Origin of the sequence: Binatus sp. (SeqCode), from assembly GCF_049584895.1 — a bacterium.
GTDB lineage: Bacteria > Desulfobacterota > Binatia > Binatales > Binataceae > Binatus.
On the sequence record NZ_JBAUYR010000084.1, the window covers coordinates 1 to 21,055 of the forward strand.

The following is a 21,055-nucleotide window of genomic DNA, read 5'->3' on the forward strand; positions in this document are numbered from 1 at the left end:
GAAATGATTAGACGTGCAGGCCGCCGTTAATCAACCAGACGATTAACACGATCATGAGTATCAGCATCACCAGGCCACCCGGATCCCGGGCACCGTGATGATAAGTCCTGTAACCGCCGCCGCCGAATAGAATCAGCAAGATGATCAGAATTAGTAACATCGTGAGTTTCAGCTCCTACCTAAGCCGGCAGCGTGCTAATGCCTCTGTTAATGCCACGTCAGTTTGTCGTTTACGCCGGTGACGCCTTCCGCGGCCGCCGCAATATCGCCGGCATGCTTTGCGTCCTGAGCCGACTTGACCACACCGCTCAATAGGATTTTGCCATGATCGCAATCGACCGCGATCAGGTAACCGTCGCCGACGCCGTCATGAGCAAGCGCACTCTTGACCTCGGTGATGAGCAAGTCGTCCTTCGCGCGCTCAGCCGGCGAATTGTAATGATGCTCGGCCTTCACGTTTACGCTATCGTTCTCGCTGGCCGCAGAGTTCGAGGTGTCGGTATCGCCCGGTTCAGAGCGCGCGGTGGAAGCAAGCAGTCCGCCGCCAATCAACAGCGCGATCGCCAGTGCCGGCACGGCCTTTCTTTTTTGATTGCCTTTGTTTCGCATCGTGGATCCTCCCCGGGCTCGGAACTAGTTGCTAGGAGTCACGGTAGTGGATTCGCTGTGATGGGAACTCGAGCTATCGACTGTCCCGCCCATGCTCGACTCACTCGAATCGCGCGACTTATCCACCGACGTGCTGGTGGTTGTGGTCGGCGGAATCACATCTACCGGCGGGGCTTGCACTACGACTGCCGGCGCGGCTGCGGGAACATAAGTGGTGGAATCCACTTCCTTGGTGCTGGTGCCGCATCCCGCTACGCAAGCCAGAGCTGCAATACCTACGGCACTGATCGCAATTCGTTTGATTGAATTCATTTCTTTAGTTCTCCTTTAGACTTTAGTTGTTAGTTTGTGAGTGACGCGCGACGCGCCCGTTGTGGGCATATCGCGCCTGCAATTATTTCTTCGCTTCGCGCTCTCCGCCGTCATGGCCACCGCTCTGATGCCCACCACCTTCGTGGCTCGCACTCGACTGCCTGTTCTGTTGAGGCTGCTGGCGAGACGAATGTTGCTCATGACTCGCCTGCTGATGCTGAACCTGCTGCGGACGCTCCTGCTGCTGATGGGAGGCCTGCTGATGCGAAGCCTGCTCATTATGAGAAGCCTGCTCGTGCGAGGCCTGCTGCTCGTTGCGAGTGGCCCGCTCCTGGTTCTGAGTAGCCCGCTCCTGGTTGTGCGTCGCCTGCTGCTGATTGCGCGTGGCCGCCTGCTCATTGCGAGTAGCCTGCTGGCGCGACGCCTGCTCCTGTCGAGTCGCCTCATTGCGCTGGTTGGTTGCAGCCTTCTCGTTCACCCGCGTCTGCTGTTCGCGCGACGCCTGCTCCTGCCGATTCGCCTCGTTGCGCTGAGTAGTAGCGGCCTGCTCATTGACTCGGTTTGGCTGAACCGCTGCCTGCTCGCGAGTACGCGCTGAGCCTTCGTTCTCGGTCCGCATCACGGCCCGGTGATCACTTGGCTCCGTGTGATTTGCCCAGTTGCTATGCTGGCTGATCCAGTTGGGATGGTTGGCGGAAACCCAGTTCGGGTTCTGGTTGTACCACCATTGACCGTAGTGCCAATTGTGCTGGGCGTCGTACGCGCCGTCCGTGTTACGCCAGTCCGGATACCACGAAATCCAGTTCGGGTGATTGGCGTAAAAGAAGTCCGGATTGTTCTGATGCCACCAGTAGGCGTCGTGCCAGTTGTTGTCGTTGTCGTAGTCGCCGTCCTGATTGAGCCACAGCGAATCCATCACCGCCCATTCCGGATGATTGCGGTAGAACCACATGATGTCGTGCTGATGCCACCATCGCGCGCCGTGCCACTGATGACCGTTGTCATAAGCGCCCCATCCCGCTTCTCCGGGTCCGCCATAGTAGCCCTGGCCGCTATAGCCCGGCCCGTAATTGCCCGGACCGTCATAGCCGGGACCGGGACCATATTGAGCGAACGACGGTGCCGCAATCAAGAACGCCAGGATTGCGCCAGACAAGGCAATCGTCTTTTTGAATTTGTTTTTCAATTTTATTTTCATAAGAAACAAGCACCGTGAGACAGGGTCTCTCGCGCGGACCTCCTCAAGCCTTGGTGATGTCGATTTGACGATGGTCTAGCGGAACGTGGTCGAAGGCGAGCGGAAAGACCACTGTAGAGCTGGATCAGAGCCGGACTCGAATCCTATATCGATTCCGACAAGTAGATAGTAATCATAGTAATTGAGAATGTCACTAAGGTTACTAACTTAGATACTAATTGAGTGCTTGGAAGAACAACTTAGACATTACTTAATTAGCTAGTAATTTAGCTCTTTCTAATCAATTCGTGTGCCTTTTCCGATGTTAAACGGAGCGTCTGCCCGTGGACTCGGCGTTTCCACTTTCGGCTCAGGCGACCTTACTAGCCGTTGCGGTTCGGGTATCAGGCAAAGGGCGCACGTTCTTGATCTGCGACGATCGTGAAACCGAGCGTCTCAACGCGTACAGACGTACCGCATGACGGACCTCGCCTCTGCTGCCGCAGATTTCCGTGGCGCCGGCCTCGAGCAGTTCCGCTCGATGCATCAACGCGCACGGGCCGCCGCCGATGATAGTCAGATGCGGCGACTCCACCATCAGCGCGCGCACCAGCTCGATCGCGGCCGGCATGCATTCCGTCGTGCTGCATGAAACAAATACCATGTCGGGTGCGTATTCGTTTACGAACGCGCAAATTTCCGCCGCCGATTTGTCCAGCCCAAAGAAATTCGCCGCGATCCCCGTCCGCCGCAGCAGTTCCAGCAGCATCGTCAGCCCCAGGCTGTGCGCCTCGCCCGGCGGCGCGATGCCCACGATGCGCAGTCTGCCTCTGAAGCGAGGCTTGTTGAACCGGTCTCCAAGCTCCTTGACCAGCGTCGCAGTCGTTTCGAAAACCAGACTTTGATTCTGTTCACTGATGTGATTTTCGGCCCGCTCTTCGCCGGCCAGAACAACCGCGGGGATCAGTACGTCATCGAAGGTCGGCTCGAGGCCATTCTTGTCGCAGTATCTGACTGCTATATTCCGCGCGCTCGGCTGGTCCAGCTCGAGCAGGCTGCGGTAGTAGTCGTGATAGTCCTCGCGGGCGCTATCGTCTCCGAACAGCACCGCGAAAAACCCCAACGCCGGAATATAGTCACCGGCAACTTTCAGGCACGCGGTCAGCGACGTCGCGATAAGCAGTCCCGGAAGTCCCCACAGCCACCCCCAGAACATCGCGGAAAATAACAGACCCAGCGGAGACAAACCGATTCCCCGGCCGATCAAAAAAGGCTCGATCAAGTAGCTGACGATCTGATCGAGAACAACGAACGCGACCAGAACCTCGATTGACTCACTCCATCCGGGAGATACCGCAAACGCCACAAACATCGGCAACAGCGCGGCTATCGGAACCCCAACGTACGGCACGAATCGAAAGAGGGCGGCCAGCGCTCCCCACAATATCGGGTTGGGCAAGCCGATTATCCAGATAGTCAGTCCAATAGCTACTCCGTAGCCGAGATTAGTCAATGAGAATAGCAACAGGTAATGACCTACCGCTTCGCCCGCAGTCCCAATGGCCTCGGCCGAAAGTGTGATTCGGCCGCGCGCCGCCAGCCGCACCAACCGATCGCGCAAATCGTTCCGGCCGTACAGCAGAAAAAACATCAGGACTACGATCAGCAGCGCCTCGAACAGGCCCGACAGGATCGGGATAGCCGGCTTTACCGCCTCTTCCAGGTCCGACTGGGCGGCCGGCACCTGGATGACGCTGGCAGGCTTTGACTTCGAGTGGTTGGCGCGCGGCGTCAGCTCGTTGAGCTGCTGCTCGACGTCCTTGATTCCGTCCTGCACCCGCAGCATCCACTCAGGCGTGCTGCCCTTCAATGCGCTCAACTTGGTCGCGATGTTGTCGGTATAGTCGGTGACCTGGACCGCGACCGAGGTAAGCTCGACCGTAACGAAGTAGCCAAGCCCGGCAACAATCGTGATCGCCGCAAGCACCACCATCGCAGCGCTCACAAAGCTTCCGACAAACCGCTCGAGCCGGGTAGCAATCGGGCTGAAGATCACTGCCAGCAACACCGCCATCGTCAGCGGCATCAGTATGTCTTTCGCAAACGAGAGGACCAGGGTCGCGACGATTATCGCGACCACCGGGCCGGCCGAACTATGGCCGTCGAGCCGCTCTTCCTGCTCGTGCTCGGGAATCAGCGGCGCGGTCGAGAGTTTTTCCACCATGTTGCTCAGGATCTGAGCGCAGACCGCCTTCTAGCGTTTCTGGTACAGCCCGCCCGCCACCATGACCAACCCGACGATTAGCGCCGCTCCACTTAGAATCGGCGGTATCGCGTGTGAAGTTTGTTCGTTCGCCTGGATCTTGAGGTCGCCAATCGTGGCAACATTCTTGGTCTGATTGGTGGTGAAAACCGGCTGAGCAAGAGCGAGTAAACCAAGCAGCGCGACGATCGCGCCAATCATTACTATGGGTTTCATTCTAAGATCGAGTGTATTTCGTCCCCGGTCAAATAAGTAATCCCGCCAACACCAATCAGGTGCTTTCAAGAACGAATTGAGCGGATATACTTTTCTAGTCCGCATCTGATCGGAAAGTTATCGCGATGCCTTCGCGTGAACACCAGTTTAACGTCTCGTCGCGATGCGAACTGCTGCCGTATCTGCTCACCCTGCCACTTGGCCTATCACGCAAAGCGGCCAAGGACCTTCTCCGCTTCCGCGCCGTGACCGTCTCGCGGATGACTACCGTCAAGCACGACACTCGGTTGGAACCCGGCGATGTGGTGACGATTGCGGCGGGTAAGCAGATCCCGGCGGCATCGATCGAGCGCCGGGGCTTGAAAATCGTCCATCTCGACGACGATATCGTCGTGGTCGACAAGGCCGCGGGCCTGCTTTCGATGGGATCCGAGGCCGAAAAAGAGCGCACCGCGCATCGAATCCTCAACGACCATCTGAAGGCGCTCACGGGTTCGCCATCGCAGCAGGCCTTTATCGTGCATCGCCTCGATCGGGAGACCTCGGGCCTGATGATGTTTGCTCGCAGTCCCTCGATCCAGGCGGCCCTTCAGCAGAGCTGGAAGAGTGTCACCAAGAAATACCTGGCAGTGGTCGAAGGTGTTCCCGCGAAGGCCGAAGGTACGCTGCGCGACAACCTTGAAGAGAGCAAGTCGCTCAGGATGCATCGCGTCGAGCGCGGCGGCGAGTTGGCAATTACTCACTACCAAGTCCTGCGAAAAGGTCGTCACAATTCATTGATCGAGCTAACCCTCGAAACCGGCCGCAAAAATCAGATTCGCGTCCAGATGGCCGGTCTCGGCCATCCTATCGTCGGCGATCGAAAATACGGTGCAACTACCGATCCGGCGCGACGCCTGGCCCTACATTCGTGCGAGCTCAAGTTTCGCCATCCTGTATCTGGCTCCTCGATGGAGTTTCATAGCGCCATGCCAAATCTGCTCATGGGTCTGATCGCTCCGCGCGGGCGGGATTGAGATTCGCCCTGACGCAGGCTCAGTATAGGAATCATGGCGGCGACGTCGCTGGAATGGTTCCTCGAAAATTACCGCGACCCAATCGATCGCCTGTTTTCTGTTAGCAACGCCACGGCATGGCACGTCTCGCGATCATCTTTCGCAGGCGCGTTGTGGCGAAGTTTCGATCGCCGCTTCAGTACTGATGCGATCACTCTCACGCGCACTGAGGGCATCCGCTTTCTCGATTCGCTGCACGTTGCCGACCTCGCTCTCGCCATCGGATGCCGTGACGGCGACGCCGACGCCTGGCGTCATCTGGTATTGACCTATCGCGCCCCGGTAGACGCGTTCGCGCGCACCGTCCTCGGCAACTCCTCGCGCGCGAGCGAGATCGCTGATTCTCTCTGGGCCGATCTCTACGGTCTGCGATCTTCCGACGGCGCTCGCCGTTCTCCCCTCGAGCACTACGGCGGCCGCAGCTCGCTGATGTCCTGGATGCGAGTGGTGGTCACTCGCCTCGAAGCCGATCAATGGCGTGCGACCCGTCGCACCGAAGCTCTCGACGAAGAGCGCGACGGCAATTCTGCCGTCTTCGAGAATGGAACCGCGTCGCCCGATCCCGATCGCACAAAACTGATCAGCGCCCTCGAGCGTTCCCTCAATGAAGCTTTGAACGCACTTTCGGCGGACGACCGCCTGCGGCTCTCATATTATTATGTTCACGACCTCACGCTCGCACAGACTGCGGCTCTGATTGGTGAGCATGAGTCGAGCGCGTCGCGCAATCTGGCGCGCGCGCGAACCGCGATCCGCGACCACGTCACCCGCACTCTGCGCCGCGAATATCGTTTCAGTGACGATCAAATTGAACAATGCTTCGAGTATGCGACCGGCGACTGGCCCTTCGACCTCGGCAGCGTGCTCGCGCTGGGAAAATGATGTCCGACCAGAAGACACAAGAAAAACGCCTCGACGCGATGATTCGCACAAGCCTCGCGTCCGGCCTCGACGCCTCGGGCGCCGCATGCCCCGACCCCGACTTGCTCGCAGCGTTTGCGGAGAACACGCTCGCGCCCGATGAGCGCGCGAAATGGAATATTCACTTCGCCGGATGCGCGATTTGCCAACGCCAACTCGCAGCTCTGGCGCGGGCAGGAGCGTTCGGCGCCGCGATTGCGCCCGCGCAGGAAGTCGACGTTGAAACCGTAGACGCCCAAGAAGCTCGCGAGGAGGCTGGCGGTTTCTGGCCCGCAATCCGCAGCGCGATACGATTCCTAATAGGGCCGTTCCCACTGTCGGTCGCACTCCACGTAGCTCTCCTGCTGGTTCTGATCATCACGATCCACGAGCAGCGCGGGCGCGAGTTGATCATGGTGAACCTCGAAGCGGGCGGCGGCGGTGGCGGCGGCAATGAGATGCAGGATCTCGACATGCCCGAAGTTCCGATGCCCGACTCTGCGCCGCAGCAGATGGAGCCGACTGCGGTCGATACGTCGCAAGCCGTAGGTCTCGCGAGTGACTACGTGCGCGCCGCGGGCGGCGGCGGTATCGGCATCGGACGCGGCGGCGGGATGGGCGCTGGCTACGGCCACGGCATCGGCTCGGGCTTCGGCGGCTTCATCGGTGAGCTTCGCCGCAAAGGCCTCGACGTGGTGATCGTCATCGACGGTACCGGCTCGATGAAACTGATCATCGACGACGTCAAAGCCAAGATGATGCAACTGACGCAGTCGATTCACCGGCTGGTGCCAATCGCGCGCATCGGAATAATCGTGTTCGGCGGTAAGGGCGAGAAGATGGGCATCCAGCCGCTGACGCTGTCGCCGCAAAAGTTGAGCGACTTCTTGAATGGCATCCAGGCGATGGGTGGCGGCGAGTGGGAAGAGGACACCTTGGGCGCATGCCAGACCGCGATCAACAAGATGGACTGGAAGCCCTACGCGAAGAAGGTGGTGGTGCTGGTAGGCGACTCGCCCCCGCGCACCGAAGATTTCGCGCCTCTGCTCGCACTCATTCGCCAGTTCAAGGCCAACAACGGCACCTTCAACACGGTTGATGTGGCCGCAGAAGAGCACGAACGCTTCGAGCGCGAGTTCTGGCTGAAGGTTCATCGCGAGGAGCCACCAAAGATCTCGCCATTGCCCGCGTTCTATCGCCAAACCCAAGCCGCGTACAAAGTCCTGGCTACCGCAGGCGGCGGCTCGATGAAATCCTTGACCAAGGACGCCCACATCAACCAACAGGTGCTGATCCTCGCGTTCGGCGACCAGTGGCAGACGCAAGTCGCGGCTTTCGGTCGCGGCCTCAACGGCAGCGGCTCGAGTCCATAGATCCTTAGACCCTGTCTGCGGCCGTCAAAATAAATCGCAAGAAAATAGCTCCTCCTCCGATCTCAGTTTCAGGAGACGCCAACGCACGGGCCGCAGTTGGCGCACAGGAGGATGCCATGATCGCGATCCTGACGGTCTGCCTTGTCGTATCAAGCTCAATATTGATCGTCGCCTTTGCATGGAACCGAATCCGCGGCGTTCCCATCTCAACAATAATGCCTCCAGGTTTTCGCAGCGCGGCTCGTTTCGCCGGTGGCCCATTCTCCTTTTCAATTGCGATTCACCTCGCAATCATTCTCGCGCTCGTCATCGCCGTGCATGAGACCCGCGCCCGCGAGCTGTTAATCATCACAATGAACCCGGGTTCTATTCATCCATCGGAAGCCCTCGAGCCGATCGAGATTCCCGACGTGTCTATGCCTCCTCCCAACACTGAATGGCCCGACGATTCGCCGCCGGTGGTGGACGTCAACAAGGTGCTAGGCGCGAACTCCAGCGATCTTGCCGCAACTCCGTCTGACACAGGACTCGACATTGGCCCTCGCCATTTCCGCGATTACCTGAATATTCATCCAGGACCCGGTGGCAATGGTGGCGGGACCTTCCCATGGTTTATCGACACGCTGCGTCATAAGGGACTCGACATTGTGCTCGTGATCGACGGCACCAAGTCGATGGATTTCGTGATGGATGACGTGAAGGCGCGGATGACGCGGCTCGCCATCAGAGTTCGCCAACTCGTTCCGATCGCGCGCATCGGCGTCGTCGTGTTCGGTGGCAAGGGCGAGCCTCTCGATATGCAGCCGCTGACACTTTCGACCGCGAAGCTGCAGACGTTCCTCGGCTCGATTCAGGCCAAGGGCGGCGGCGAATGGCAGGAGAACACCCTCGGCGCGGTCCAGGCCGCGGTCACCAAAATGGATTGGAAGCCTTATGCGCGCAAAGTGATCGTGTTGATAGGCGATTCCCCGCCGGAGCAGCAGGATTTCGCGCCACTGCTTGCGCTCATCAAGGACTTCCGACGCAACAACGGCACGCTGAGCGGCGTCGATGTGCAGGATGAGGAGCACGTGCGCTATATGCGCGCATTCTGGATCAAGGTACACCGCGAAGAGCCAACGCCTGCGGACATCGGACCGCTTCCACCTTTCGCAAAGCAGGCTCAGGCAGCATACAAGGTGATGGCGGCCACCGGCGGCGGCTCGATCCGCAGCCTGAGTCATGACGCCGACATCAATCAGCAGGTGATGATTCTGGTATTCGGCGACAAATGGCAGGACGAAGTCAGCCGCTTCGCGTCGAGGTAGCCACGCATGACGCAAAGCGCGCGGGCGGCAAACAAATGACACGGTGACGCGATTCTGACTCGACGCGACACTGGCGCCTTCATATTCGTGTCACCATTCAAGACTGCCTCTTGGCTGATACTGCGCGCCGATGCCCCACGCTGCCAGTCATTTGGTGAAATAGGTGATGGTTAGCGGAGGTTACCTGCTCACGGCACGCAACTTGAATGATTGATGGAGTGAGCACTGAAACCGCGAGCGTGCCCGCGATCGACATGAGCGCGATTATGCAGTTGGCCGACAACGATGACGCGGGCGACCAATTTGTCGCCGAGATCATCAAGGTCTTTCTCGACGACTTAAGCGAACGCGTCCTCACCATCGGATTGCAAATGAAGCAGGGTGATCGCGCCGGAGTTGCGGCAACCGCGCATGCTATCAAGGGTAGCTGCGGCCATTTTGGCGCGGTGCGACTGGTAGAGCTGTCGCGTGATCTCGAAGATCAAGCCAGGCGCCAACCAGCCGGTAATATTGACGTGGCGGTCCTTGCGATGGTCGCGGAAACAGAACGAGTCCGCACGGCGCTGGAAGCTTTTCGTTCCGCCGACGCCCCTACTGGCTAGTTTATGCAGTCGCAGGTTGTGCGGATGCTGGCCCGCCGCCACTCCCAGCGCTCAACGCCAGCATCACTTCAGTCCAGCCGTCGAAGATCAGGTCGATGCCGATAAAAAGCCCGATGACCCACAGTCCTGAAACGGGCCACGAGCTCATGATCGAGAATCCGAGGAACAACGAGATGACGCCGTTCAGCACCAGCCATCCCCGATGAGGTATCGGGGTCGCGAAGGCCACGAAGATTCTGAAGGTGCCCGCCACTATCAGCAGCATCGCGATCATAAAGGTCAGCGTCACCGCCGCTACTCCCGGATGCGTGACCATCAGCAGTCCCGTCACCGCATACAGCAGGCCGCTCATCAGATTGACGAAGAAGCCACCCCAAGCGCGTCGCGCGAATCCGTGAACAATTTCGAACAGCCCGCCGAATAGCAACAGCCATCCAATCAGCATCACTGAAACCATCGTCATGACTTCCGCGCTGCCTATCGCAATGGTGCCGAGGATTATCAGCGCCACTCCCATGAACAGGAACCAGCCGCGATGTGCCCTTACCTCTTCGATTCCCAACACCGGTACAAGCAAAGCCATTGCGGTATCCCCTTGACTACCTTGGTTTGAGTTGCCAATCCCGCGTCAACTGGCTGGCGCCGTCTTAGGTTTAGCGAAAGGCGCCGACTCTCCCGTGAAGTGAACCGCGGTGCCGGCGCATTCGAAGTATCCACCTTCAGTGTAAGGCTCGTATGCGCCGTAGTCGTCATCCGGGACGAACCATACGCTCGTGTTAACGATCGCATCGACCTGGTCGCCATACTCGCGATACGCCGCCGCCCTGAGTCCGTCGCCGTGGATAACCTGGCCGCCGGTCTCATTCGGCCGGTTGAAGCAGTAGCCCTCGGCCCGGCCAAGCACGGTGTACTGCAGATTGCCCTTGACGTTGGCGCGCGCGACCACCTTTATCTTCCTGGTTGCAGCGCTGATCGCATCTTGCTCCTGCTGAAGATGCGCCACGTCCTGATCGGCACTGGAGCATCCACCAAGTGCGACCACTGCAACAAGGAGAAGCACGAGCCTCATCGGGATCGCCTCCCGCCGATTGACGTAACTGGCCAGCACCAACAGCTCGACACTGTTATGTGCGAACAATCCAGCTGCTGTCGCTAAGCGCCCTTCTTCTTGCGCTCAGCCCAACGCTTCTTCATCGCAATCGACAGGCGCTTTCTGCCCTCTGGCGTCAGGCCCCCGCGCTTGCGCTTCTTGGTCGTCGCTCCCTTGGGCCTGCCGATTCTCTTCTTCCTGCCGCCGCCGCCAGACAAGGCCGCTCCTGCCGTTCCCAGTAGGGCTGAGATCGCCCGCCCAAGCCTGTCCCGCTCCTTCCCCAGGTCCGATACTAATTTTTCAAGATCCAAGTGTAGCTCCTTTGACGCTCACGCGTCCTTCTTAACAGTTCGTCACGATTAACGTCCCTAGATAGGTGTGCACGCTTACTAGCGCCAGTGCAATACCTAGTCTTTCTTTCACCGGGGACCAGTTTTGCGGAATTTCGGCAACTCGGTCGTTGAGAATGAAAATCAACCGCGGTCGAATTGATCGGTAGCCAACAACTTCCATTGCGGATAGAGTTGAGCCGCGTCATTCCCGGAAAGAGTGTGAACCAGGCAAACCGCACAAAATTTCTCGTCGAGCTCATCAAACCTTCGCACTACGACGACGACGGCTACCTGATCCAATGGTGGCGCGGATTCGTGCCGTCAAGCTCGCTGTCGAACCTCTACGGCCTCGCGCTCGACGCGCAGTCGCGGCACATCCTCGGTGAGGACGTCGATCTCGATATCGAGGCGCACGACGAGACCAACAAGAAAGTGCCTTTGGATGGAATAATCCGCCGGTTCAAACGCAACGCCAACCGCGGCATCGTGCTGTTGGTCGGCGTGCAGACTAACCAGTTCGCGCGCGCGGTCGATATCGCGCGCGAGTTGCGCGACGCTGGAATCCAGGTCGCGATCGGTGGATTCCATGTCAGCGGATGCCTCGCGATGCTGCCCGAGATGCCTCCCGAGATAAAGGACGCGCTCGCGCTCGGCATCACGGTTTTCGCAGGCGAGGCTGAGCATCGGCTCGACGAGCTGCTGCTTGCGGCATTCGAGAATCGTCTGCCTCCCGTTTACAACTTCATGGCTGATTTGCCCGGAATGGAAGGCGGTCCGCTGCCCTTCCTGCCGATGAAGTACGTCAAGCGTTACGCCGGCGCGCTCGGATGCTTCGACGCGGGCCGTGGATGCCCCTTCAGTTGCAGCTTCTGCACGATCATAAATGTTCAGGGTCGCAAGTCGCGCTATCGCAGCGCCGACGACATCGAGCAGTTGATTCGCGCTCACGCAGCGCAAGGCGTCAAAAGCTTCTTCATCACCGATGACAACTTCGCGCGCAACAAGAATTGGGAAGCTATTCTCGACCGCATCATAGAACTCAAGCGCCGCGACCGCCTGAAGATCAACATCATCATGCAGGTCGACACCATGTGTCACAAAATTCCGCACTTCGTCGAGAAGTCGGTGCGCGCAGGGTGCAAGAAAGTTTTCATCGGGCTCGAGAACATCAATCCCGACAGTCTCAAGGGCGCGTCGAAGGGTCAGAATCGCATCACCGAATACCGCAAGATGCTGCAAGCATGGAAGAGCGCCAAGGTGCTGACCTATGCCGGCTATATCCTCGGCTTCCCGTCTGACACGCCAGCGAGCATCGAGCGCGACATCGCGATCATCCAGCGCGAACTCCCGATCGACATCATGGAATTCTTCATGCTCACTCCGCTGCCCGGCTCAAAGGATCACCAGGACATGTACCTGCGCGGCGAGCGGATGGAAGCCGACACCAACAAGTACGACGCCGAGCATGCGACCGCTGACCATCCGCGGATGAGCGCCGCCGAATGGCAGGACATCTACCAGCGCGCATGGCACCTCTACTATTCGCCGTCGCACATCGAGACCTTGATCAAGCGAGCAGTCGCCAGCGGGATGCGCTCACGGCGGATGACCTCGATGATTTTCTACTTCTACGGCAGTCACGCCTTCGAGCACGTGCATCCGCTGCAAGGTGGAATCCTTCGCCGCAAGCCGCGCACGCAGCGGCGTCCCGGATACAAGCGCGAGAACCCGCTCAGCTTTTTCGCGCGCCGCACCCGCGAGACGCTAACGACCTATCTGCCGGGCTTATGGTTCTTCTGGCGCCTCGAACGCCTGCGCAAAAAGATCGAGAACGATCCCGCTTCGAAGCATTATATGGATGTAGCTCTGAGCCCGGTTGTCGACGGCGAGTTCGACGCCGACCTCGAGCTATACCACGTCTCAGATTCTGCCGTCCGCGCCGCCGATCAGGCCCGCGCGCGCGCCGACGAGATGCGCAAGATCGAACTTCGCCGCGCCGCGGCCGGCTGATCTACTTCGCGACTTGTGGCTGGTACAGATCCGGTAAGTCCTTCTGAAACTGCTCCAGCTTCGGCAAATCGTTGAACACGATATAGGGCTGATCCGGATGCAACTCGAGGTAGTTCTGATGGTAGTCTTCCGCCGGATAGAATCCCGTCAGCGGGACCACTTTGGTGACGATTGGCTTTGAGAATGCGTGCTTCTGATCTAGTTGCGCGATGTAATCGTCGGCCATCTTCTTCTGAGCATCATTCTCATAGAAAATCGATGACCGATACTGAGTCCCGGTATCCGGACCCTGCCGATTCAGCTCAGTCGGATCGTGCGCCACGAAGAAGAACACCTTCAGCAGATCGTCGTACGAGACCTTCGACGGATCGTAAGTAACTTGCACCGACTCGGCATGTCCCGTCGTCCCCGTGCTGACCGTCTCGTACTGCGCGGTGTTCGCCGCGCCGCCTGCGTATCCGGAAACCACCTGGTCCACGCCCTTCACATGCTTGAAGACAGCGTCGACGCCCCAGAAACATCCGCCCGAAAAAACCGCAGTATCATGGTCACTGCTAGCGGTCTGCGCGAAAGCGTCGATCGCCGTCATGCCGAATAGCACCGCCACGATGAAAAAAAGCCCCGGTATCCACTTCGTTCGCAATTCCATGTTCATCATATTAGCAACGCCGAAGCCCCGCGTCCGGTTCCCCGCAGCGGGTTGAATTCGACCGCCCGGATCTGAGCAAAATCCAACCCATGCGATTCGCGCCGATTCTGCTTGCTCTGGTAACTCTCGTCTCCACCGGCCTGGGCGGGACCGCCGCGATCCGCCTGCGCGACCGGCTTCATCTGCTGCTCGGTTTCAGCTCGGGCGCAGTCCTGGCTGTCGCTCTGTTCGATATTCTGCCGGAAGTTTTCGCATTCGACCACGGCGCGTCGTACATGCCGATCACCGCGCTCGGATTTCTCGCGTTCTTCGGACTTGAACGCTACACCGCGATGCATCGCGCGCGCGAGCATCCCCATCTGGCGGAAACTCATGAGGCCGAGCTTGGCGCCATGTCCGCGGCGGGCCTGGCCTTCCATAGTTTCCTCGACGGAGTCGCAATCGGCGTAGGCTTTCAGACCAGCGTTAAGGTCGGGCTCCTGATTGCCTTCGGCATTATCGCGCATGACTTCAGCGACGGATTGAACACGGTGACTGTCGTTCTCGCTCATGGAAAGTCGCACCGAGACGCAATTTTTTGGCTCATAGTCGACATGGCGGCGCCTGTTCTCGGCGCGGCCTCGACGCTGATGTTCAATCTGAAGGCAGGTTTGCTGCCATTCATGCTCGCATTCTTCGCCGGCTCCTTTCTTTATATCGGCGCCTCGGACCTATTGCCGGAAGCGCGCGAGCACGACTCTCCACTGGTAGGTGTCGCCACCTGCACGGGAATGCTCGCTATCTTTCTGATCACCCACTTCCTGCGCGGCTAGAAAGCGTAATAATCGTGGAGCGACTCTACGCCAGCGAAGGTCCTATCAGAATCGGCGTGTCGTCATGCCTGCTCGGCGAGCAGGTGCGCTTCGATGGCGGCCACAAGCGCAGTGATTTTCTTGTAGACACCTTAGGACGCTTCGTCGAGTTCGTTCCCGTCTGCCCCGAAATAGAAATCGGCCTCGGCGCTCCGCGCGAAAGCATCCGCCTTATCCGCGACGATACTCGCGCAGTTAGACTGGTCGGCAATAAAACTGGCCTCGACCACACCGACAAGATGACGGCATACGCGGAGCGCCGCACCACCGCACTCGACCGCGAGGATCTTTCCGGCTACGTGCTGAAAAAAGATTCGCCGAGTTGCGGAATGGAACGCGTGCGAGTTTACGGCCCGTCCGGGACAGCCATGCGCGACGGCGCCGGCCTGTTCGCATCAGCCTTGATGCGTCGCTATCCAAGCCTCCCGATCGAAGAGGAAGGACGCCTCAACGACCCGCATTTGCGCGAGAACTTTGTCGAGCGAGTCTTCGCCTATCGCCGGATGCGTTCTTTCTTCTCAACACGATGGACTCTCGGCGACCTGGTCCAGTTCCACACCGTCCACAAGCTTGTGCTGATGGCGCATTCGCCAAAAGCATACAGCGAACTGGGCCGGTTCGTTGCCAATGCGAAGCAACTCGCGCGCGACCAGGTGCGCGATGATTACGAGCGCGGGTTCATGGACGCGCTCAAAAAACTCGCGACGACGTCCCGTCATACCAACGTGCTACATCACATGCTCGGCTACCTACGCGATCATCTCGACTCAACCGCCCGCGCCGAACTAATCGAACTGATCGACGACTACCGGAGCGGCTTCGTACCGCTGGTCGTACCCATCACCCTATTTCGGCACTACGTCCGCGAATTCGACATCAGCTATCTGCGGGGCCAGGTATATCTCGAGCCTCACCCAAAGGAACTGATGCTCCGCAACCACGTCTGAAGCGCGCCATTGTTGGCTCCGCGATCAGGATTTGAATTCAGCCTTCAGCCGCTCGGCGACGAACATCTTCAGCAGTGATTGATATGGTACGTCGCGCTTGTTTGCCAGCAGCTTCAGACGATCCAGCATTGGCTTCGGCAGCCGGATCGAGATGGTTTGCGACGAGGGCTTGAGGTTCGCCGGCGTCACTCGCTTGCCTCTGCGCCAATCGATGTAATCGGTCGAGTCATGCGATGCCCAAAACTCACGTTCAGCATCTTTGGTCCTGAATTTTGGAAGAGCCTTCTTCATAAGGTCTTATAGTCTTTTTTTGTTTCCACCGACACCGCAGGGCGATTGCCGCGATTGGCAAAAAACTGCGTACATCTATATTGTCTGCCATCATGGGAAAAAGGCCCGGGCGCCTGCTCGCTTTCGTTCTGCTCATCGCTGTGATCGCGATGTTTGGATGCGCTCACAAGGAGCCTGCCGCGCCCGAATCGATCCCGGTCACCGTGCAGACCGTCGCGACCGCCAGCGGCGCGGCCGGCGGCGCTTACTCGGCGAACATTATTGCCGACACCCAGGTCGACGTGGCCTTCAAGGTTAATGGCTACGTGCAATCGATCCTCCAGGTGAAAGCGGCGGACGGAAAACTGCGCAATGTGCAGGCCGGCGATCACGTAATGTCCGGTACCGTGCTCGCCGTCGTCAAGGACGACACCTACCGCAACAGTCTTGCCAAAGCTCAGGCCGAATTGCAGAATTCGCGCGCCTCACTCAGCAAAGCCAAAGCCGATTTCACCCGCTACACACATCTGTTGGAGCAACGCGTCGTCTCGAAGGCCGACTATGACGCCTCCAAGCAGCAATACGAGTCCGCGCAGGCCTCGGTCGGCGCTTCGCAAGCCGCGGTACAGCAGGCACAAGTCGATCTCGACGACTGCAAACTCAAATCTCCCATGAGCGCGCTGGTGCTCGATCGCAAGATCGAGGTCGGTACTCTTGTCGCGCCCAACACCATCGGCTTCCAGATTGGCGATACCAGCAAAGTCAAAGTGGTGTTCGGTGTGCCCGGCGCAATCGTTGGCGACTTGAAGCCCGGCGCAGAGATCTCCGCTACGGTCGACGCGTTCCCCGGTCAGACCTTCAAAGGCTCGATTTCCAAAGTCGCAGCCGTTGCCGATCCCAACGCTCGCGTATTCGATATCGAGGCGACCATTCCCAACCCCGACGCTCGCCTGCGGGTCGGTATGATCGCCGCACTCCATTTGCCCAATGCCACCCAGGCAAAGAACGTGCTGGTAGTACCGACTCGCGCAATCGTTCGGCCGCCCGACGATCCCCAGGGCTATGCGGTGTATGTAGCCGACAAGGACGCCGACGGCAAGATGGTCGCGAGACTTAAGAAGATCGAGATAGGTACTATCGTCGGCGACCAGGTCTCGGTTGAGTCTGGCCTCGACCCGGGCGCGCAAGTGATAGTCAGGGGCTCCGACATCGTATCCAACGGCGCCACCATCAACGTGGTACCCTAGGCGCGATTCCAATGGCGCATCGGCCTGACGCAGAAATAATCGCGACGACTCACAATACTGCGCGCTTCTTTACCGAGAACCGCCAGATTTCGTGGGTAGCGCTGCTGATCGTGATCGCATGGGGCATCTATGGCTACCAGAAAATGCCCAAGCGCAAGGATCCTGACATCCCGGTCAAGGAAGCGCAGGTGATATGCGCATGGCCGGGCGTCAGCGCCGACCGCGTCGAGCAGCTCGTCACTCGCAAGATCGAGCAGAAGCTGGCTGAGGTCTCCGAGGTTCGCGCGCCATCCGCCGAAGAGTACTCGATTAAGTCGCTAACACTCGATGGCCTATCCGTCGTGAACGTACAGGTCGATTACAACGTCAAGGACACGAAGCCCGTCTTCAACGAGATGGACCTGAAGCTGAGAAGCATTACGGACCTGCCTAAGGGCGCGGGTCCGATTCAGTTCTTCAGCGGCTTTGGCGATACCGCGGCTCTGATGCTGACTGTTGCAAGTCCCAAGGAAAGCGAGGTCGCGATTTCATTGCGCGCCAGAGAGATCGCGGCCGCAATAAGAGCGGTGCGCAGCGCCGGCGGGGACTCGTCGAAGCGCGCGACAATAGTAGTAGCATTCCCGCAAGGTCTCGATTCACCGAATATCGGCGAGAGCCTTAGGGGAACGCTTGGTCCTTGTCTCGCTAAGGGTGGAACTCTAGGTGATATCCGGCCGATTACGGGCCGAGGCTTCGTCGGCCTCGATGGTGTCGCGAACTCTGACGACGAATTGCAACGCGCGTTCATGGGATGCGTCGAGGAGAAGTACGGCTCCGCCTCCTTTGATCCCGACATCTGGCAGCCAGTCGTAGTTCGCAATCCCGACGACGCGCAGGCGCGCCTCGAGACGGTCGCCGGGGATAAGTACAGTTACCGCGAGCTAGACGACTTCACTGATTTGATCCGGCGCGGCCTGACTGGAGTCCCGCAGGTCTCGAAAATTCTGATCTCCGGAGATCTCCCGCAGTGGATCAATCTGGAATATTCGCAGTCCACCCTCGCCGCTTACGGCATCACTCCGGGTAAGATTTCGCAGGTGCTGGCGGCACGAAATATTGTCGCACCCGGCGGTTCGATCGAAACCAACGGCCGCAATCTCATCGTGCTCCCTTCAGGCGAGTTCAAAAACGAAAAGGACATAGGAGACACGATCATCGGCAAGTCCGCGACCGGCTCGCCGCTTTATCTTCGCGATCTCGTCACGATCACGCGCGGCTACCAGGACCCGGCGCGCTATCTCAACACCTACACGATCCGCGACGCTGGCGACGCATGGCAGACGCATCGCGCGATTACTATCGCCGTTCAGATGCGCTCGGGCGAACAGATCCACCTGTTCGGTGAAAACGTCGATCACCAGCTGGCCCTGCTCCGCCAACAACTTCCGTCGGATCTGATTATGGCGCGGACCTCGGATCAACCGCGCCAGGTCGAGGAAAACGTCCAGCTGCTGAATCATGCGCTCGAGGAAGCGATCGTGCTCGTCGTCATCACGGCGCTGATCGGGTTCTGGGAATGGCGCTCGGCCCTGCTGATGGCTGTATCGATCCCGCTGACGCTGCTGATGACCTTCGGCTTCATGGATCTGGTCGGCTGGGACATCCAGCAGGTCTCAATTGCATCACTGATAATCGCGCTAGGTCTCCTTATTGATGACCCCGTAGTGGCCGGCGACGCAATCAAGCGTGACCTTGATTCGGGCCATCCGCGAATCGTGTCGGCATGGCTGGGACCTACCAAGCTGGCGCGTGCAATTCTGTATGCCACGATCACTAACATCGTCGCGTACCTGCCGTTCGGCCTGCTTAGCAAAGACACTGGCAAGTTTATGATTTCCCTGCCGGTTGTCATGACGGCGTCCTTGATCGCGTCGCGACTGGTGTCGATGACCTTTATCCCGATGCTAGGTTATTACTGGTTGCGCCCTGCAAAAAAGAAACCGCTGCCGATAGAAGAGCAGCGCCGCCAGGGCTTCAGTGGCTATTACTATCGCACGGGACATTGGTGCCTCGAGCATCGATGGTTAACGCTCATAGCCTCGCTTGTCTTCCTGGTCGTAGGATTCAAACTGGGCGGAATGCTGAAGTCCGCGTTTTTCCCCATCGATCTACAATTCCTTTCCACGGTGGATATTTTTCTTCCTAACGACAGTGCTTTGACCGAGACTACGGCCGCGGCAGCGAAGGCGCGTGAGATAATTGAGCAGCAGGCGCACCAGATCGACCTCAAGGAATCGGAAGGCGCCGAAAGTACCCATCACCTATTAAAGTCGCTGACGACTTTCGTCGGCGGAGGTGGCCCACGCTTCTGGTACTCGCTGGCTCCCGAGACGAAACAGGTCAACTATGCGCAAGTAGTCATCGAAATTGACGATCGGCGCGCGATGTCGCGCTTCGCAAACATTCTGCAACCCGCACTATCGGCAGCGATTCCGGGCGCATACGTGGACGTCCAGGAGTTGCAGACCAATGGCTCCAAATATCCCGTCGAAATCTTCGTCAGCGGCCGCGCCGAGTCCACGACAGGCGGTGAGACCGAAGACATCGCGACGCTTCGCAAGTTAGCCGACAACCTCGAAGACATACTGCGCGCGGTTCCGGATGCGCGCCGAGTGCGCGACGACTGGATGGGGCAAACGATGGTCGCGCGGCTCCAAATCGATCCCGATCGTGCCAACCTTGCCGGCGTTACCAACGAAGATGTCGCCGCTTCAACTACCGCAAGCCTGAGCGGCACCAGAGTCGCGACCCTGCTCGACGGAGACAAACAGATTCCAGTCGTCGCACGCCTTTACCGCCGCGAACGCGCAACTGTGCCGGATTTGGAAAATCTCTACGTCTATCCTTCGAACGGAGGCCAGCCGGTTCCACTGAAAGCAATTTCGTCGGTGAAGTACGAACTAGAGACTCAGCGAATCCGGCGCCGCGCTCACTATCGCACTATCACTGTCGCAGCTTTCACCGCACCCGGCGTGCTCGCTTCAGAAGTACTCAACCAGGCGCTGCCAAAGATTAAAGAGTTGCAGGCTACCGTACCAACCGGCTACAGCATCACCATAGGCGGCGAATATGCCAAACAACAGACGGGATTTGGAGAGTTAGGCATCATTCTTCTGATTTCATGCCTGATGATTTATGTAGCCCTGGTCATCCAATTCAACAGTGCTATCAAACCCGTTCTGGTATTTGCCTGCGTGCCATATGGCGTAGTTGGCGCATTGCTCGCGCTGCTTGTGATGGGTACGCCGTTCGGCTTCATGGCATTTCTAGGTATAGCCAGTCTGATAGGTGTCATAGTCAGTCACGTCATAGTGCTATTCGATTTCATCGAAGAAATGCACGAGAAAGGCGAACCGTTCATGGAAGCAGTGCTCGACGCCGGCATCGAGCGATTGCGCCCCGTATTGATCACCGTCGGCGCCGCGGTGCTGGCATTGGTCCCTCTCTCGGTTCGCGGCGGCCCTTTGTGGGAACCCCTATGCTACGCGCAGATAGGAGGTCTTAGTGTTGCGACCTTCATCGAACTGCTGCTGGTGCCGGTGTTCTACGGGATATTCGTGCTCGATTTGAAGCTCATCAAGTGGGAAACCATGCATCCAGACACTGCCCCTGTTGGGGTGATCCCGCTGCGCGGCGCCGCAGAAGATTGAGCCGCATTCCGTCGTCTACCATGAGGCAACAAATTCGTTAAATTGTAGCGGGAAGCCGGAGCGGGCTGTTCGCAGAAAAGCAGGGATGGACATCTTTGATTCTCGAACCTTGGCTCAATCGTTATTTTTCCGATTGAACAGGTAATATAATTCGAC

Annotated in this window: 21 protein-coding genes; 10 read left to right on the top strand and 11 right to left on the bottom strand. The window is 58.6% G+C overall.

The features are described from left to right. Positions 1 to 7 precede the first annotated feature (7 nt). The 6 genes from WB650_RS14675 to WB650_RS14700 form a co-directional block, all read right to left on the bottom strand. Entirely contained in the window at positions 8 to 160 is a 153-nt protein-coding gene (locus tag WB650_RS14675; RefSeq protein ID WP_422301304.1) for a DUF3309 domain-containing protein, read from the bottom strand. Positions 161 to 207: 47 nt separating this feature from the next. Next, complete coding sequence (locus tag WB650_RS14680; RefSeq protein WP_422301306.1) at positions 208 to 609, bottom strand: BON domain-containing protein; 402 nt, start codon at positions 607 to 609, stop codon at positions 208 to 210. 24 nt (positions 610 to 633) lie between these two features. Next, a complete protein-coding gene (locus WB650_RS14685) occupies positions 634 to 921 on the bottom strand; it encodes a hypothetical protein (RefSeq protein ID WP_422301307.1) in 288 nt (95 codons plus the stop codon). 82 nt (positions 922 to 1,003) lie between these two features. Next, positions 1,004 to 2,119, bottom strand: coding sequence for a hypothetical protein (locus WB650_RS14690; protein ID WP_423960986.1), 1,116 nt, complete (start codon positions 2,117 to 2,119; stop codon positions 1,004 to 1,006). A gap of 349 nt (positions 2,120 to 2,468) precedes the next feature. Next, on the bottom strand, positions 2,469 to 4,319 hold the full coding sequence (locus WB650_RS14695; protein ID WP_423960988.1) for an AI-2E family transporter: 1,851 nt from the start codon (positions 4,317 to 4,319) through the stop codon (positions 2,469 to 2,471). A 33-nt stretch (positions 4,320 to 4,352) separates the two neighbouring features. Further along, positions 4,353 to 4,577, bottom strand: a complete 225-nt coding sequence (locus tag WB650_RS14700) for a hypothetical protein (protein WP_422301313.1) — start codon at positions 4,575 to 4,577, stop codon at positions 4,353 to 4,355. A 125-nt stretch (positions 4,578 to 4,702) separates the two neighbouring features. Here WB650_RS14700 and WB650_RS14705 point away from each other — a divergent pair, with 125 nt between their 5' ends. The 5 genes from WB650_RS14705 (at position 4,703) to WB650_RS14725 (ending at position 9,814) form a co-directional block, all read left to right on the top strand. Beyond that, complete coding sequence (locus tag WB650_RS14705) at positions 4,703 to 5,593, top strand: RluA family pseudouridine synthase (protein WP_422301315.1); 891 nt, start codon at positions 4,703 to 4,705, stop codon at positions 5,591 to 5,593. 33 nt (positions 5,594 to 5,626) lie between these two features. After that, positions 5,627 to 6,514 carry an RNA polymerase sigma factor gene (locus WB650_RS14710; protein ID WP_422301317.1) on the top strand — a complete coding sequence of 296 codons (888 nt, stop codon included), beginning with the start codon at positions 5,627 to 5,629 and terminating at the stop codon, positions 6,512 to 6,514. After that, positions 6,514 to 7,905 carry a VWA domain-containing protein gene (locus tag WB650_RS14715; protein WP_422301319.1) on the top strand — a complete coding sequence of 464 codons (1,392 nt, stop codon included), beginning with the start codon at positions 6,514 to 6,516 and terminating at the stop codon, positions 7,903 to 7,905. The genes WB650_RS14710 and WB650_RS14715 overlap by 1 nt, the downstream gene beginning before the upstream one ends. Before the next feature lie 116 nt (positions 7,906 to 8,021). After that, positions 8,022 to 9,212 (top strand): vWA domain-containing protein, encoded by a 1,191-nt coding sequence (locus tag WB650_RS14720; protein WP_422301321.1) that lies wholly within the window; start codon positions 8,022 to 8,024, stop codon positions 9,210 to 9,212. A gap of 218 nt (positions 9,213 to 9,430) precedes the next feature. Beyond that, positions 9,431 to 9,814 carry an Hpt domain-containing protein gene (locus tag WB650_RS14725; protein ID WP_422301323.1) on the top strand — a complete coding sequence of 128 codons (384 nt, stop codon included), beginning with the start codon at positions 9,431 to 9,433 and terminating at the stop codon, positions 9,812 to 9,814. 1 nt (position 9,815) lies between these two features. Here the strand turns inward: WB650_RS14725 and WB650_RS14730 are convergent, their stop codons facing one another. The 3 genes from WB650_RS14730 to WB650_RS14740 form a co-directional block, all read right to left on the bottom strand. Continuing rightward, positions 9,816 to 10,397, bottom strand: coding sequence for an HdeD family acid-resistance protein (locus WB650_RS14730; protein ID WP_422301325.1), 582 nt, complete (start codon positions 10,395 to 10,397; stop codon positions 9,816 to 9,818). A gap of 45 nt (positions 10,398 to 10,442) precedes the next feature. Continuing rightward, positions 10,443 to 10,883, bottom strand: coding sequence for a hypothetical protein (locus WB650_RS14735; protein WP_422301327.1), 441 nt, complete (start codon positions 10,881 to 10,883; stop codon positions 10,443 to 10,445). Between the two features lie 83 nt (positions 10,884 to 10,966). After that, positions 10,967 to 11,215, bottom strand: coding sequence for a hypothetical protein (locus WB650_RS14740; RefSeq protein ID WP_422301329.1), 249 nt, complete (start codon positions 11,213 to 11,215; stop codon positions 10,967 to 10,969). A 240-nt stretch (positions 11,216 to 11,455) separates the two neighbouring features. Here WB650_RS14740 and WB650_RS14745 point away from each other — a divergent pair, with 240 nt between their 5' ends. Continuing rightward, positions 11,456 to 13,246, top strand: a complete 1,791-nt coding sequence (locus tag WB650_RS14745; protein WP_422301330.1) for a B12-binding domain-containing radical SAM protein — start codon at positions 11,456 to 11,458, stop codon at positions 13,244 to 13,246. Between the two features lies 1 nt (position 13,247). Here WB650_RS14745 and msrA read toward each other — a convergent pair whose 3' ends face one another. Beyond that, on the bottom strand, positions 13,248 to 13,901 hold the full coding sequence (msrA, locus tag WB650_RS14750; RefSeq protein WP_422301331.1) for a peptide-methionine (S)-S-oxide reductase MsrA: 654 nt from the start codon (positions 13,899 to 13,901) through the stop codon (positions 13,248 to 13,250). Between the two features lie 83 nt (positions 13,902 to 13,984). Here msrA and WB650_RS14755 point away from each other — a divergent pair, with 83 nt between their 5' ends. Continuing rightward, entirely contained in the window at positions 13,985 to 14,707 is a 723-nt protein-coding gene (locus tag WB650_RS14755; protein WP_422301332.1) for a ZIP family metal transporter, read from the top strand. Positions 14,708 to 14,721: 14 nt separating this feature from the next. Further along, positions 14,722 to 15,693 (top strand): YbgA family protein, encoded by a 972-nt coding sequence (locus WB650_RS14760; protein WP_422301334.1) that lies wholly within the window; start codon positions 14,722 to 14,724, stop codon positions 15,691 to 15,693. Between the two features lie 24 nt (positions 15,694 to 15,717). Here WB650_RS14760 and WB650_RS14765 read toward each other — a convergent pair whose 3' ends face one another. Continuing rightward, positions 15,718 to 15,984, bottom strand: coding sequence for a BrnA antitoxin family protein (locus WB650_RS14765; RefSeq protein WP_422301336.1), 267 nt, complete (start codon positions 15,982 to 15,984; stop codon positions 15,718 to 15,720). Between the two features lie 92 nt (positions 15,985 to 16,076). Between WB650_RS14765 and WB650_RS14770 the strand changes: the two genes are divergently transcribed. Then, positions 16,077 to 17,210, top strand: a complete 1,134-nt coding sequence (locus WB650_RS14770; RefSeq protein WP_422301338.1) for an efflux RND transporter periplasmic adaptor subunit — start codon at positions 16,077 to 16,079, stop codon at positions 17,208 to 17,210. A gap of 11 nt (positions 17,211 to 17,221) precedes the next feature. Next, positions 17,222 to 20,899, top strand: a complete 3,678-nt coding sequence (locus WB650_RS14775) for an efflux RND transporter permease subunit (protein WP_422301340.1) — start codon at positions 17,222 to 17,224, stop codon at positions 20,897 to 20,899. Positions 20,900 to 21,055 lie beyond the last annotated feature (156 nt).

Bases quoted from the DNA above. Each gene is read 5' to 3' on its own strand.
- WB650_RS14675 (WP_422301304.1), bottom strand. From the start codon at position 160: ATGTTACTAATTCTGATCATCTTGCTGATTCTATTCGGCGGCGGCGGT.
- WB650_RS14680 (WP_422301306.1), bottom strand. From the start codon at position 609: ATGCGAAACAAAGGCAATCAAAAAAGAAAGGCCGTGCCGGCACTGGCG.
- WB650_RS14685 (WP_422301307.1), bottom strand. From the start codon at position 921: ATGAATTCAATCAAACGAATTGCGATCAGTGCCGTAGGTATTGCAGCT.
- WB650_RS14690 (WP_423960986.1), bottom strand. From the start codon at position 2,119: ATGAAAATAAAATTGAAAAACAAATTCAAAAAGACGATTGCCTTGTCT.
- WB650_RS14700 (WP_422301313.1), bottom strand. From the start codon at position 4,577: ATGAAACCCATAGTAATGATTGGCGCGATCGTCGCGCTGCTTGGTTTA.
- WB650_RS14705 (WP_422301315.1), top strand. From the start codon at position 4,703: ATGCCTTCGCGTGAACACCAGTTTAACGTCTCGTCGCGATGCGAACTG.
- WB650_RS14710 (WP_422301317.1), top strand. From the start codon at position 5,627: ATGGCGGCGACGTCGCTGGAATGGTTCCTCGAAAATTACCGCGACCCA.
- WB650_RS14715 (WP_422301319.1), top strand. From the start codon at position 6,514: ATGTCCGACCAGAAGACACAAGAAAAACGCCTCGACGCGATGATTCGC.
- WB650_RS14720 (WP_422301321.1), top strand. From the start codon at position 8,022: ATGATCGCGATCCTGACGGTCTGCCTTGTCGTATCAAGCTCAATATTG.
- WB650_RS14730 (WP_422301325.1), bottom strand. From the start codon at position 10,397: ATGGCTTTGCTTGTACCGGTGTTGGGAATCGAAGAGGTAAGGGCACAT.
- WB650_RS14735 (WP_422301327.1), bottom strand. From the start codon at position 10,883: ATGAGGCTCGTGCTTCTCCTTGTTGCAGTGGTCGCACTTGGTGGATGC.
- msrA (WP_422301331.1), bottom strand. From the start codon at position 13,901: ATGAACATGGAATTGCGAACGAAGTGGATACCGGGGCTTTTTTTCATC.
- WB650_RS14755 (WP_422301332.1), top strand. From the start codon at position 13,985: ATGCGATTCGCGCCGATTCTGCTTGCTCTGGTAACTCTCGTCTCCACC.
- WB650_RS14765 (WP_422301336.1), bottom strand. From the start codon at position 15,984: ATGAAGAAGGCTCTTCCAAAATTCAGGACCAAAGATGCTGAACGTGAG.
- WB650_RS14770 (WP_422301338.1), top strand. From the start codon at position 16,077: ATGGGAAAAAGGCCCGGGCGCCTGCTCGCTTTCGTTCTGCTCATCGCT.
- WB650_RS14775 (WP_422301340.1), top strand. From the start codon at position 17,222: ATGGCGCATCGGCCTGACGCAGAAATAATCGCGACGACTCACAATACT.